The organism is Caldovatus aquaticus (assembly GCF_019458025.1).
GTDB classification, from domain to species: domain Bacteria; phylum Pseudomonadota; class Alphaproteobacteria; order Acetobacterales; family Acetobacteraceae; genus Caldovatus; species Caldovatus aquaticus.
Genome location: NZ_JAHZUY010000008.1, coordinates 1 through 12,409 on the forward strand (window position 1 = coordinate 1; position 12,409 = coordinate 12,409).

Annotated in this window: 12 protein-coding genes and 1 pseudogene; 3 read left to right on the forward strand and 10 right to left on the reverse strand. The window is 75.2% G+C overall.

Annotated features, from left to right (window positions below; translation table 11 throughout):
* A pseudogene (locus tag K1J50_RS05380) lies at positions 1-206 on the reverse strand (hypothetical protein); the annotation flags it as partial.
* Between the two features lie 249 nt (positions 207-455).
* Here K1J50_RS05380 and K1J50_RS05385 point away from each other — a divergent pair.
* Positions 456-2,282: a PHA/PHB synthase family protein gene (locus tag K1J50_RS05385; protein WP_220116468.1), complete on the forward strand. Its 1,827-nt coding sequence runs from the start codon at positions 456-458 to the stop codon at positions 2,280-2,282.
* Positions 2,283-2,325: 43 nt separating this feature from the next.
* On the opposite strand, the gene K1J50_RS05390 is transcribed toward K1J50_RS05385, so the two are convergent.
* From K1J50_RS05390 to rplM, 9 genes are all read right to left on the reverse strand, one after another.
* Positions 2,326-3,030, reverse strand: a complete 705-nt coding sequence (locus K1J50_RS05390) for a hypothetical protein (protein WP_220116469.1) — start codon at positions 3,028-3,030, stop codon at positions 2,326-2,328.
* The gene (locus tag K1J50_RS05395; RefSeq protein WP_220116470.1) at positions 3,027-3,650 is read right to left on the reverse strand and encodes a hypothetical protein; all 624 of its coding nucleotides are present in this window, start codon (positions 3,648-3,650) and stop codon (positions 3,027-3,029) included. Before K1J50_RS05395 ends, K1J50_RS05390 begins: the two co-directional genes overlap by 4 nt.
* Positions 3,647-4,243: a hypothetical protein gene (locus K1J50_RS05400; protein ID WP_220116471.1), complete on the reverse strand. Its 597-nt coding sequence runs from the start codon at positions 4,241-4,243 to the stop codon at positions 3,647-3,649. The genes K1J50_RS05395 and K1J50_RS05400 overlap by 4 nt, the downstream gene beginning before the upstream one ends.
* Before the next feature lie 85 nt (positions 4,244-4,328).
* Entirely contained in the window at positions 4,329-5,312 is a 984-nt protein-coding gene (locus tag K1J50_RS05405; RefSeq protein ID WP_220116472.1) for a 2-dehydropantoate 2-reductase, read from the reverse strand.
* A 58-nt stretch (positions 5,313-5,370) separates the two neighbouring features.
* Positions 5,371-6,894, reverse strand: coding sequence for an acyl--CoA ligase (locus K1J50_RS05410; protein ID WP_220116473.1), 1,524 nt, complete (start codon positions 6,892-6,894; stop codon positions 5,371-5,373).
* A gap of 82 nt (positions 6,895-6,976) precedes the next feature.
* The gene (locus K1J50_RS05415; protein ID WP_220116474.1) at positions 6,977-7,540 is read right to left on the reverse strand and encodes a gamma carbonic anhydrase family protein; all 564 of its coding nucleotides are present in this window, start codon (positions 7,538-7,540) and stop codon (positions 6,977-6,979) included.
* Between the two features lie 26 nt (positions 7,541-7,566).
* Complete coding sequence (argC, locus tag K1J50_RS05420) at positions 7,567-8,520, reverse strand: N-acetyl-gamma-glutamyl-phosphate reductase (RefSeq protein WP_220116477.1); 954 nt, start codon at positions 8,518-8,520, stop codon at positions 7,567-7,569.
* Between the two features lie 177 nt (positions 8,521-8,697).
* A complete protein-coding gene (gene rpsI / locus K1J50_RS05425; RefSeq protein WP_220116479.1) occupies positions 8,698-9,186 on the reverse strand; it encodes a 30S ribosomal protein S9 in 489 nt (162 codons plus the stop codon).
* A gap of 4 nt (positions 9,187-9,190) precedes the next feature.
* Positions 9,191-9,661, reverse strand: a complete 471-nt coding sequence (rplM, locus tag K1J50_RS05430) for a 50S ribosomal protein L13 (protein ID WP_220116481.1) — start codon at positions 9,659-9,661, stop codon at positions 9,191-9,193.
* Between the two features lie 154 nt (positions 9,662-9,815).
* Here rplM and K1J50_RS05435 point away from each other — a divergent pair, with 154 nt between their 5' ends.
* Both K1J50_RS05435 and K1J50_RS05440 read left to right on the forward strand, forming a co-directional pair.
* A complete protein-coding gene (locus tag K1J50_RS05435; RefSeq protein WP_220116483.1) occupies positions 9,816-11,540 on the forward strand; it encodes a dihydroxy-acid dehydratase in 1,725 nt (574 codons plus the stop codon).
* Positions 11,541-11,548: 8 nt separating this feature from the next.
* Complete coding sequence (locus tag K1J50_RS05440; RefSeq protein WP_369413526.1) at positions 11,549-12,397, forward strand: SDR family oxidoreductase; 849 nt, start codon at positions 11,549-11,551, stop codon at positions 12,395-12,397.
* Positions 12,398-12,409: the final 12 nt, after the last annotated feature.

Sequence of the window (12,409 nt, forward strand, 5' to 3'; positions counted from 1 at the left end):
TGCGGCTCGCGCGCGCGCGCGCGCTCGGCCGCCAGCGCCGCGGTCAGCGCCTCGCGCGCCTGCGGGTCCGGCCGGTCGGGCCGGGGCGGCACCGTGCCGAGGTCCGGGTAGGGCTCGTCGAGACGGGGCGGCGGCAGGCGGTCCGCCGCGCTTGCCCCCGTGGCGTGGCTCCAGATGACGACCGGGTTGATCTCGTCGGGCAGCACGCCGCAGCCGCCGAGCGCGAGGGCGGCGAGCAGGACGGCGCCCCGCGCCCTCCCCCCCGCCGGCTGCGGCGCTTGATTGGCCGGGGGCCAGCCCCTAGCTTCGCCAGGCGAACCGTCGCATCGAACCCTCGGGCGCAGCATCGCCTCCCCATCCGTCCGCTGTCCCCCTGGGGTAGCCCGAATCCGGTCGCCCGCGAAAGCGGCCCTTCCCGCAGCGAACCCACCTGCCCGCACCGAACAGAGAGCGTGATGGCCGAGACCAGTTCCCCGAGCGGAGGCTCCCCACCGCATTTCCGCCTGCCGGACCCGAAGCTCGTCGCGCGCACCATGACGGAGGTGGCGGAGCGCGGACAGCGCATCGTCGCCGACTTCCTTAGGCGGCAGGCGTCGGACGGCGCGGCCGCCGCCCCCGCCGCCGACCCGCTCGGCATCGGCAGCGCCTTCATGGAGATGACGGCGCGGCTGATGGCCAACCCCTCCCGCCTGATGCAGGCGCAGATCGGATTCTGGCAGGACTACCTGACCCTCTGGCAGAACACGGCGCGGCGGATGCTCGGCGACACGGCGGCGGAGCCGGTGATCGAGGAGCATCCCGGCGACCGGCGCTTCAAGGACGAGGCCTGGCGCGAGAACGAGGTGTTCGACTTCATCCGCCAGTCCTACCTGCTCTCCGCCCGCTTCTTCCAGACCGTGGTCCGCCAGGCCGAGGGGCTCGACCCGAAGACGGCGCAGAAGGTGGACTTCTACACGCGGCAGTTCGTGGACGCGATGAGCCCCTCGAACTTCCTGCTCACCAACCCCGAGGTGCTGCGCAAGACCGCCGAGACGGGCGGCGAGAATCTGCTGCGCGGCCTCTCCAACCTGCTCGCCGACCTCGAGCGGGGCAAGGGGATGCTCAAGATCCGGATGACGGACGACACCAAGTTCAAGGTGGGCGAGAACATCGCCGTCACGCCGGGCAAGGTGATCTACCAGAACGACCTGATGCAGCTGATCCAGTACGCGCCGAGCACCGAACAGGTGCTGAAGCGCCCGCTGCTGATCATCCCGCCCTGGATCAACAAGTACTACATCCTCGACCTGCGCCCGAAGAACAGCTTCGTCCGCTGGGCCGTGCAGCAGGGCCACACGGTGTTCATGATCTCCTGGGTCAACCCGGACGAGCGGCTCGCCGAGAAGGGCTTCGACGACTACATGCGCGAGGGGCCCTACGCCGCGCTGGAGGCGATCGAGCGGGCGACGGGCGAGCGCGCCTTCAACGTGATCGGCTACTGCCTCGGCGGCACGCTGCTCGCCTGCACTCTCGCCCACATGGCGGCGAAGCGCGACACGCGCGTCAAGAGCGCGACCTTCTTCACCACCATGGTGGACTTCGAGGAGGCAGGCGAGCTCGGCGTCTTCATAGACGAGGAGCAGCTCCAGTCGCTCGAGGAGAAGATGCAGAGGCGCGGCTACCTCGAGGGCCGCGAGATGGCGACCACCTTCAACATGCTGCGGGCGAACGACCTGATCTGGTCCTTCGTCGTCAACAACTACCTGCTCGGCCAGGAGCCCTTCCCCTTCGACCTGCTCTACTGGAACGACGACTCGACGCGCATGCCGGCGCGCATGCACAGCTTCTACCTGCGCCGCATGTACCAGCAGAACGACCTGGTGAAGCCGGGCGCGATCGAGCTCGACGGCGTGCCGCTCGACCTCCGCAAGATCCGGGTGCCGACCTACATCCTGGCGACGCGCGAGGACCACATCGCGCCGTGGAAGAGCTGCTACAGGGCGACGCAGATCTACCAGGGGCCGAAGCGCTTCGTGCTCGCCGCCTCCGGCCACATCGCGGGGGTCGTGAACCCGCCGGACGCGGGCAAGTACAGCCACTGGGTGAACGAGGCGCTGCCGCCGGACCCGGAGGACTGGCTCGCCGGCGCCACCGAGCTCGCCGGCTCCTGGTGGCCGGACTGGCACCGCTGGGTGACCTCCCTCGCGAAGGAGACGGTTCCCGCGCGCATCCCCGGCGCCGGCGGCCTGCCGCCCATCGAGGACGCCCCGGGCAGCTACGTGAAGGTGATCGCCACGGACTGAGCCGCCGGCCCGCGGGCGCGCCTGCCGGACGCCGGCCGCCCGCTCAGTAGCTCGTCTCGCCGAAGCCGACGGTGGTCCGCCCCGCCCCCGCCTCCGCGTCGTCGGTCGCGGCGGGGCCGAACCAGCGCCGGTCGGCGTCGAGCCGCGCCATCTCCCGCGCCACCTGCTGCGTGGCGAGCATCGCCGCGGGCAGGGGGCCGAGTTCGCCGAGGCGGCGCAGCGTCTCCGCCCCGCCCGGCCGGAACAGCGACGGCGGAAGCGCGCGCGCCGCCGCCGCCGCGTCGCCGGCGCCGAGCGCGCGCGCCGCGGCGAGAAGGGCGGCGACCACCGCGCGCGGCTCGGCGTCCTCCCGCGTGCCGAGCGCGGCGCGCAGCTCGGCGCGGGCGTTGCGCAGCGCGAGGCCGGCCGCGGGCGGCATCGGCGCGAAGCGCGGGTCGCCGGAGACGGCGGCCGCGAGGTATTCGAGCCGCGCCGCGGCCAGCGCCGCCTCGCGGGGCCGGCCCGCCAGGCCCCGGCCGGACTCGGCGAAGTCGGCGGCCGCGGCGCGGACCGTCCCGCGCAGCGGATCGCCCGGATCGGGCGAGAGCAGCGGCGGAAGCCCCTCGCCCGGCGGCGGAGCACGCAGCTCGGCGCATGCCGCGCCGAGCGCCAGCCAGGCGACCGCCGCGAGCGGCAGGCGCGCCGGCCGGAGGGCGGCGAAGGCGCGGGCGGCGGGCCGGGACGGCCGGCCGCCGGCCGCCGCCGTCATCGCGGCGTCCTCTCGGGAACCGACCGCGCCGGGCCGAACCGGCGCTCGCTGTCGCTGCGCACCATCTCCTGGTAGGCGAAGGCAGTGGCAGAGGCGGTGCGCGGCAGCGGCGGCAGGGCCGCGAGCCGGGCCAGCGTCGCGCTGCCGCCGGCGGGAAAGACCGCCGGCGAGAGCGCCGCTGCGGCCCGCGCCGGGTCCCCGGCCCGCAGGGCCCGGCTGGCGGCGTAGAGCTGGTCGATCACCGCCTGGGGCGGCGCGTCGGGCGGAATGCCGAGGACGCCGCGCAGCTCCGCACGCGCCTCCTGCAGGCGCAGGCCGGCGAGCGGCGACAGCCCGACCCAGCGCGGACCGGTGGACAGCTCGACGGCAAGGTGTTCGACCTCGGCCACGGCGCGCGCCGCCTCCTCCGGCCGGCCGGCGAGCCGCGCCGGGCTGGAGAAGGCGTCCGCGGCGTGCAGGATGGCGGCGCGGGTCGGGTCGCCGGCGCCCTGCACCGCATCCGGCGGCAGGACGGCAGAAGGAGGCGGAGGCGGCAAGGCGCAGCCCGCCGCCGTGGCCAGCAGCAGCAGCGACGGCAGGACCGCCGCCGCCCGCCCCCGCGCCGCTGCGAGCCTCCTCAATGGTAGGCGCCGCCGCCACCGGGGCCACCGTGCCGGTCGCCCAGCATGTCGAGGCGCTGCACCTCGAACTGCGCGAGCACGGCCGCGGTGTTCGCGTGGGGCAGCGGCGGCAGCGAGGCGAGCCGGCGCAGCGTCTCGGCGCCTCCGCCCTGGAACACGGCGGGGCTGAGCAGGCGTTCCGCGGCGGCCTGGTCCCCGGCGCGCAGCGCCCGCGAGACGCCGTAGAGCTGGTCGATCACCGCCTGGGGCGGCGCGCCGGGGGCGATGCCGAGCGCCGCGCGCGCCTCGTTCCGCGCCAGCGCCAGCTCGCTCGCCACGTTCGGGCTGATCCCGGCCCAGCGCGGCCCGTAGGGCAGCTCCACCGCGAGGTACTCGAGATTGGCGATCGCGCGCGCCGCATCCGCCGGGCGGTTGGCGAGCGCGGCCGGGCTGGCGAAGGCGGCGGCGGTGCCGAAGATGGCCGAGCGCGTCGGGTCGCCCGCGCCGACGACGGCGTCCGGCGGCAGGCTGGCGCTCGGCGCCGGCGGCAGGCTGCACGCGGCGGTGGCCGCCAGCAGCGGAAGTATCACGGCGCAGGCGTGCAGGGATCGCATCGGCGGAGTCTCCGGAGGGTCCCGTTCCTTAATTTATTGGCCCGGTCGGCGCGCGGACGCAATCATCGCGCCGCTCCGCGCCGCCTCAGCCCGGGTAACACCCCGCGGCGCGCGCCCGGGCCCGGACCAGGGCGAGGACGGTGCGGCAGGTCGGCGCCTCCACCCCCACCAGCTCGGCGAGTTCCACCACCGCGCCGAGCAGCGCGTCGATCTCCATCGGCCGGCCGCGCTCGAGGTCCTGCAGCATCGAGGTCTTGTGCGCGCCGACCTCGGCCGCGCCGGCGATGCGCTTGTCCACGTCGATGGCGAAGCGCACGCCGAGCCTCTCGGCGACCGCCTGCGCCTCGAGCATCATCGCGCGCGCCACGCCGCGCTGGCCGGGGTCGGCGATCAGCGCGTCGAGCGTCACGGTGGTGAGCGCCGAGATCGGGTTGAAGGCGAGGTTGCCCCAGAGCTTGACCCAGATCTCGTCGCGGATGCGCGGGCGGATGGGCGCCTTGAAGCCGGCGGCGATCAGCGCCTCGGAGAGCGCGCCTGCGCGCGCGCTGCGGCTGCCGTCCGGCTCGCCGAGGGTGAAGCGGTCGCCGTAGGTGTGCTCGATCACCCCGGGCGCGACCACCTCGGCCGCCGGGTAGACGATGCAGCCGATGGCGCGCGAGGGGTGCAGCAGGTCCCACAGCCGCCCGCCCGGGTCCACGCTCTCGACCCGCCGGTCCTCGAAGGGGCCGGGGAGCTTGTAGAAGTACCACCAGGGAATGCCGTTGACGGCGGAGACGATCGCCGTCTCCGGACCGAGCAGGGGCTGCATCTGCGGCGCGGCGGCGGGCAGCGAGTGCGCCTTCAGCGTGACCACGACGTAGTCCTGCGGCCCCGCCTCCGCGGCGCTGGCGACGCAGCGCGGCCGCACCACGATCTCCTCGCCCGCGCTGATCAGCTTCAGGCCGTTCGCCTGCATGGCGGCGAGGTGCGGGCCGCGGGCGATGACGGTGACCTCCGCATCGGCCTTCTGCGCGAGCCGCGCCGCCAGCAGCCCGCCGATCGCCCCGGCGCCGAAGATGCAGATCCTCATGGGCCGCCGCTCCGCCTTCCGCGTCCCGCCGCCTTCCGCCGTCGCGCGCGCCGGCCGCTCACGCCGTGATCCCGAGCCTCTCGGCGAGCCCGATGCGCTGCAGCTTGCCGGTCGCGCCCTTCGGGATCTCGGGCAGGAAGACGATCTTCCGCGGCACCTTGAAGTCGGCGAGGTGCTTCGCCACGAAGTCGCGGATCTCGCGCTCCGTCGCCTCCATGCCCTCGCGCAGCACGATCGCGGCGCCGACCTCCTCGCCGAGCATCGGGTGCGGGATGGCGAAGGTGAGCGCCTGCGCCACCGCCGGGTGCTCGCACAGCACGCCGTCCACCTCGAGCGGGCTCACCTGCTCGCCGCCGCGCTTGATCAGCTCCTTCAGCCGGCCGGTGAGCTGGAGGTAGCCCTCGGCGTCGAAGCAGCCCTGGTCGCCGGTGCGGAACCAGCCGTTGGTGAAGGCCTTGGCGTTGGCCTCGGGGTTCGCCTCGTAGCCCCGCGTGACGTTCGGGCCGCGGATCACCACCTCGCCGACCGCGCCCTGCGGCAGGATGTTGCCGGCCTCGTCCATGATGGCGATCTCCGGCCCGGCGGGGAGGCCGACGAGGCCCGGCTTGCGCGGGCGCGGCGGCAGCGGGTTGGAGGCCATCTGGTGCGCCGCCTCGGTCATGCCGTAGGACTCGATGACCGGCGCCGAGAAGGCCGCCTCCAGGTCGCGCATCACCTGCGCCGGCAGCGAGGCGGAGGAGGAGCGCAGGAAGCGCAGCCTGGCGCGGGCGATGATCTCGGCGTTGCGCGGGGCGCGCGCGAGGATCGCCTGGTGCATGGTCGGCACCGCGGTGTACCAGCTCGGCCGCTCGGCATCGAGCCAGCGGAAGAAGTGCAGCGCGTTGAAGCCGGGCGTGCAGCACACCGCGCCGCCGGCGGCGAGCGAGGCGAGGGTCGCCGCCATCAGCCCGTGGATGTGGAACAGCGGCATGATGTTGAGGCAGGCGTCCGCCGGCGTCAGCGCCAGCGTGTCCCGGATGTGGCGCGCCGAGGCGACGACGTTGGCGTGGCTCAGCGGCACGATCTTCGGCCGCGCCGTGGTGCCGGAGGTGTGAAGCACCAGCGCGACGTCCTCGGCCTCCGCCATCCCCGGGCGCTCGGCGCGGCCGCGGCCGGTCGCGCCCTCCAGCGCGAAGCTGCCGGCCTCCGCGCCGGGGACGAGGTCGAGCACCGGCACGCCGAGCCGCTTCGCCACCGCGCGCGCCGGGCTCTCCATCCCCTGCGCGATCACCAGCGCCCGGGCGCCGAGGTCGGAGAGGTAGAACTCGAATTCCTCGTCGCGGTAGGCGGGGTTGAGGGGGGCGGTGGTGGCGCCGCAGGCGATGGCGACGAAGGCGGCCGCCATCTCCGGCCCGTTCGGCAGCACGATCGCGACGCGGTCGCCGCGCCCGACGCCGAGGCGGTTGAGCGCGGCGACGGTGCGCTCGGCGAGGTCGCGCAGCCCGGCATAGGTGAGCGGCGGGCGCCCCTCCGGGGCGCGGATCGCGGGGCGGGAGGCCTCTCCCGCGGCCAGCAGCTCGGGGATGGTGCGGAACGACGTCATACCGGCGCGCAGTCCTTTCGGCGCATGATCCCGGCGGGGGTTAGCGCCTCCCCCGCCCCGCCGGCAAGACGCGCCGCCCGGATCAGCCCTCGGCCAGCGAGGCGCGGTGCCGCCCGGCGAGTTCCCGGTAGTGCGGGGCGGTGCGGGCGAAGCCCGCGCGTTCCTCCTCGGAGAGCACCCGCACGAGCCTGGCCGGGGCGCCCATCCACAGCTCGCCCGGGCCGATGCGCTTGCCCGCCGGCAGCAGGCCGCCGGCGGCGAGCACGCCGCCCTCCTCGATCACCGCGCCGTCGAGCACGGTCGCGCCCATGGCGACGAAGGCGCGGTCCTGCAGGGTGCAGGCGTGCACGATCGCGGCGTGGCCGATGGTGACCTCGGCGCCGATGAGGGTGGGGAAGCGCCCGGCGGCGACGTGGACGATGGTGCCGTCCTGGATGTTGCTGCCGCGGCCGACGCGGATGAAGTTGGTGTCGCCGCGCAGCACGCAGTGGTACCAGACGCTGGCGCCCTCCGCGATCTCGACGTCGCCGATCAGCACCGCGGTCGGCGCGACGAAGGCGCCGGGATGGACCCGCGGCCTGCGCCCCTCGAACGGCAGCAGGGTGCCGAAGACGCCGGTCCGGCCCGGCGCGGCGGTCCGCTCCATCTCCCGCTCCATCCCCCCCCCGCCCCCTATCCGGCCGCCGCCGGCAGCGTGGCGTTGACCGGCACGCCCAGCATCAGGCCGAGGTTCTGCACCGCCGCGCCGGAGGCCCCCTTGCCGAGGTTGTCGTAGCGCGCGGTCAGCACCGCCTGGCGGTGCGCCTCGTTGGCGTGCACGCGCAGCTCGAGCAGGTTGGTCCCGTTCAGCGCCTGCGGCTCCAGCCGGCCTTCGGCCTCCGCCGGCACCACCCGCACGTACGCGCAGCCGCGGTAGCGCTCGGCGAGCACCGCCTCGATGTCCCTCGCCGTCGGCCGGGCGGGCAGCGTGTCGAGGTGCAGCGGGATGCAGTCGATCATGCCCTGCCGGAAGTCGCCGACCGAGGGGACGAAGATCGGGCGGCGCGTCAGCCCGGCGTAGAGCTGCAGCTCGGGCACGTGCTTGTGCGCGAGGGTGAGGCCGTAGAACTCGAAATCCGGCGCGGTGCGGGCCTCGTAGGCGGCGATCATGGCGTTGCCGCCGCCGGAGTAGCCGGAGACGGCGTTCACCGTCACCGGGTAGTCGCGCGGCAGGATCCCCGCATCCACCAGCGGGCGCAGCAGCAGGATCGCCCCGGTCGGATAGCAGCCCGGGTTGGAGACGCGGCGCGCGGCGGCGATCCGCGCCGGCTGCTCGGGCGAGAGTTCCGGCAGGCCGTACACCCACTCCGGGTCCACCCGGTGCGCGGTGGAGGCGTCGAGCAGCCGCGGCGCGCGCTCGCCGAGCGAGGCGGCAAGCGCCGCGCTCTCCTTCGCCGCCGCGTCGGGCAGGCAGAGGATGACGACGTCCACCTCGGCCATCAGGGCGCGGCGCGCCTCCGGGTCCTTGCGGCGCTCCGGGGCGATCGAGCGCAGCGCGAGGTGCGGGTTGGCGCGCAGCCGCTCGCGGATCTGCAGGCCGGTGGTGCCGGCCTCGCCGTCAATGAACACCGTCGGGGTCCTGGCCATCCTCTGGCCCTCCTTTCGTGCCCCCCACATGCCGCCCGGCGCGGGGCGGAGCGCAAGAGGGGGCGGACCGCGGCGGGCCCGCCCCCTCCGATGGCCGGCCTCCCGGCCGGCACACGACACGTCCGGCCGGCACGGCGCCGGGGCGGGGCCCCGCCCGCCGGGGCGGACGGGAGCCCGTCAGCGCTTGCTGAACTGGAAGCTGCGCCGCGCCTTGCGCCGGCCGTACTTCTTGCGCTCCACCACGCGCGGGTCGCGGGTGAGGAAGCCCGCCTTCTTGAGGATCGTGCGCAGCTCCGGCTCGTAGTTGGTCAGCGCGCGGCTGATGCCGTGGCGCACCGCGCCCGCCTGGCCGGAGAGGCCGCCGCCGCTGACCGTCGCCATCACGTCGAACTGCTGGTAGCGGTCGGCGACCAGGAAGGGCTGGGTGATCAGCATCCGCAGCACGGGCCTCGCGAAGTACTTCGCCGCCGGCTTGCCGTTGATCACGATCTGGCCCTTGCCCGGCTTGATCCAGACGCGGGCGACCGCGTCCTTGCGCCGGCCCGTGGCGTAGGCGCGGCCGAGCGCGTCGCGCTTCGGCTCGCGCACCGGCGGCGCCTGCTCCGCCGGGGTCGCGACCTGGACCAGCTCCTTGAGGTCGGCGAGGGTGCGGGTCTGCTCGGACATGCGGTCAGGCCACCTTGTTCTTGCGGTTCAGGGCGGCGACGTCGAGCACCTTCGGCTGGTTGCCGGCGTGCGGATGCTCGGGGCCCGCATAGACGTGCAGGTTGCGCATCTGGCGGCGGCCGAGCGGGCCGCGCGTGATCATGCGCTCCACCGCCTTCTCGATGACGCGCTCCGGGTGCGCGCTCTCCAGCCGCTGGCGGAGGGTGCGGCCCTTGATGCCGCCGGGGTAGCCGGTGTGCCAGTAGAACACCGACTGCTCCGCCTTCCTGCCGGTGACGCGCACCTTGCGGGCGTTGATGACGATCACGTGGTCGCCGCAGTCCACATGCGGGGTGAATTGCGGCTTGTGCTTGCCGCGAAGGCGGTTGGCGACGAGCGAGGCGAGCCGGCCGAGCACGAGCCCGTCGGCGTCGATCAGCACCCAGTCCTTCTTCGCCTCCGCCGGCTTGAGCGAGCGGGTCTGCGTGGAGAGCATGGTTTCGGACACTGCTGGAACGGGCGCGTCTTATGGCGGCGACGCGCCGGAAGGTCAAGCGCGGACGCGGCCTTCCGGGCAGCGGTAAGATGTTACCACATTGCCCGCCCCGGCCGCGGCCGCCTAGGCTGGACGCGACAGGAGGGACCGCGCCATGGACGATCCGGCGAGCCGCAGCCACGACCAGCCGCCCCGCGGCCTCGGCCGCAACGCCGCGAATTACGGCGACCGCGACTTCGCGCTCTACCTCCGCCGCAGCTTCGCCAAGTCCATGGGCTATTCCCAGGCGATGCTGGAGCGGCCCGTGGTCGGCATCGCCGACACCGGCAGCGACTTCAACAACTGCCACCGCACCGCGCCGGAGCTGATCGCGGCGGTCAAGCGCGGCGTGCTGGCCGCCGGCGGCCTGCCGCTCGCCTTCCCGACCGTCTCGCTCTGCGAGCCCTTCCTGCACCCCTGCTCCATGCACTACCGCAACCTGATGGCGCTGGAGACGGAGGCGCTGCTGAAGGCGCAGCCGATGGATGCCGCCGTCCTGGTCGGCGGCTGCGACAAGACCGTGCCGGCGCAGCTCATGGCCGCGGTCAGCGCCGACATCCCGGCGGTGCAGCTCGTCGTCGGCCCGATGCTGGCGACGCGGTTCGAGGGCGAGCGGCTCTCCGCCTGCACCGACTGCCGGCGCTACTGGGCGCGCTACCGCGCGGGCGAGGTGGACGCGGCGCGGATCGGCCGGATCGAGGGCAACCTCGCCACCACCGCCGGCACCTGCGGCGTGATGGGCACCGCCTCCACCATGGCCTGCCTCGCCGCGACGCTCGGCTTCATGCCGCTCGAGGCGGCGAGCGTGCCGGCGGTGCACGCCGACCGGCTGCGCCTCGCCGAGGAGGCCGGCGCGCTCGCGGTGCGGCTGATCGCGCAGCCGGTGCGGCCGCGCGAGCTCGTCACGCCGGAGAGCGTCGAGAACGCGCTGCGCGTGCTGCTCGCCCTCGGCGGCTCGACCAACGCCCTGATCCACCTGGCGGCGGTCGCCGGGCGCTGCGGCGTGACGGTGGACCTGCGCCGGCTCGACGCGCTGTCCGAGGAGACGCCGGTGCTGGTGGACCTCAAGCCCACCGGCGAGGGCTACATGGAGGACTTCCACGCCGCCGGCGGCCTGCGCGCGCTGCTGCGCGAACTGCGCGACCTGCTGCATCTCGCCTGCAGGGACCTCTACGGCCGCACGCTCGCGGAGCGGATCGCCGAGGGCCCGGATTTCGTCGACCGCGCGATCATCCGCCCGCGGGCCGAGCCGGTCAGCCCGGTCGGCGGCCTCGTCGCGCTGTTCGGCTCGCTCGCCCCGGAGGGGGCGATCCTCAAGCGCAGCGCGGCGACGCCCGCGCTGTTCGAGACCGAGGCCCGCTGCGTCGTGTTCGACGGGCTCGAGGACCTCGCCGCGCGCATCGACGACGAGGCGCTGGACGTGACGCCGCACGACATCCTCGTGCTCAAGAACGCCGGGCCGCGGACGCCGGCCGGGATGCCGGAGGCGGGCTACCTGCCGATCCCGCGCAAGCTCGCGCGCGCGGGCGTGAAGGACATGGTGCGGATCAGCGACTGCCGCATGAGCGGCACCGCCTTCGGCACCATCGTCCTGCACGTGGCGCCCGAAGCGGCGGCGGGCGGCCCGCTGGCGCTGGCAGAGACCGGCGACCGGATCCGCCTCAGCGTGCGCGAGCGCCGCCTCGACCTGCTCGTGGACGAGGCCGAGCTGGCGCGCCGCCGCGCCGCCTGGCGTCCGCCGCCGCCGCCGGCGCGCGGCTGGGACCGGCTGGTGTACGAGCAGGTGCTGCAGGCGCCGGCGGGGGCGGATCTCGCCTTCCTGCGGCCGGAGGGGCGCTGACCGCCGCCGTGATCGCCGTCGTCGGCGCCTCCGGCCGCTCCGGCGCCGCGCTCTGCCGCGCCCTCGCCGCCGCCGGCGAGGCCTACGTCCCCGTCGTGCGCGACGCGGCGAAGTGGGCCGCCCTCGGCCTCGGCGCCACGCCGCGCGTCGCCGACCTGCGCGATGCCGGGCGGCTGCGCGCCGCGCTCGCCGGCGCGCGGCGCGTCGTCTCCTGCGCCCACGCCCGCTGGACCGCCGCGATCCTCGCCGCCGCGCCGGCCGAGGCGAGCCTCGTCCTGATGGGCTCGACGCGCCGCTTCTCGCGCTGGCCGGACGCGCACGGCGAGGGCGTGCGCGCGGGCGAGGCGGCCTTCCTCGCCGGCAACCGCCCCGGCGTGATGCTGCACCCGACGATGATCTACGGCGCCGAGGGCGAGGACAACGTGCAGCGCCTCGCCGCCCTGCTGCGCCGCCTGCCCGTGGCCCCCCTGCCCGGCGGCGGCCGCGCCCTGGTGCAGCCGATCCACCAGGACGACGTCACGCGCTGCCTGCTCGCCGCCCTGCGCCGTCCCTGGCGGCGCGCCGAGACGCTCGTGATCGCCGGGCCGGAACCCCTGCCCTACCGCGCCTTCCTCGCCGCCGTCGCCCGCGCCGCGGGGCTGCGCCCGCCCCCCGTCCTGCCGGTGCCGGCCGGGCTGCTCCGGGCGCTCGCGCCGCTCACGCGCCTGCTCCCCGGCGTCCCGCGCATCCGTCCCGACGAGATCCGCCGCCTGACCGAGGACAAGGCCTTCGACATCGGCCCGATGCGCCGCACCCTCGGCATCGCCCCGATCCCGCTCGCGGAGGGGCTTGCGCGCACCTTCGCCCGGCCCCAATGAGGAGGCGCCCGC

What these genes read in the sequence shown, in the direction of transcription:
- K1J50_RS05385 (WP_220116468.1), top strand. Translation starts at nt 456, where the DNA reads ATGGCCGAGACCAGTTCCCCGAGCGGAGGCTCCCCACCGCATTTCCGC.
- K1J50_RS05390 (WP_220116469.1), bottom strand. Translation starts at nt 3,030, where the DNA reads ATGACGGCGGCGGCCGGCGGCCGGCCGTCCCGGCCCGCCGCCCGCGCC.
- K1J50_RS05400 (WP_220116471.1), bottom strand. Translation starts at nt 4,243, where the DNA reads ATGCGATCCCTGCACGCCTGCGCCGTGATACTTCCGCTGCTGGCGGCC.
- K1J50_RS05405 (WP_220116472.1), bottom strand. Translation starts at nt 5,312, where the DNA reads ATGAGGATCTGCATCTTCGGCGCCGGGGCGATCGGCGGGCTGCTGGCG.
- K1J50_RS05410 (WP_220116473.1), bottom strand. Translation starts at nt 6,894, where the DNA reads ATGACGTCGTTCCGCACCATCCCCGAGCTGCTGGCCGCGGGAGAGGCC.
- K1J50_RS05415 (WP_220116474.1), bottom strand. Translation starts at nt 7,540, where the DNA reads ATGGAGCGGACCGCCGCGCCGGGCCGGACCGGCGTCTTCGGCACCCTG.
- argC (WP_220116477.1), bottom strand. Translation starts at nt 8,520, where the DNA reads ATGGCCAGGACCCCGACGGTGTTCATTGACGGCGAGGCCGGCACCACC.
- rpsI (WP_220116479.1), bottom strand. Translation starts at nt 9,186, where the DNA reads ATGTCCGAGCAGACCCGCACCCTCGCCGACCTCAAGGAGCTGGTCCAG.
- rplM (WP_220116481.1), bottom strand. Translation starts at nt 9,661, where the DNA reads ATGCTCTCCACGCAGACCCGCTCGCTCAAGCCGGCGGAGGCGAAGAAG.
- K1J50_RS05435 (WP_220116483.1), top strand. Translation starts at nt 9,816, where the DNA reads ATGGACGATCCGGCGAGCCGCAGCCACGACCAGCCGCCCCGCGGCCTC.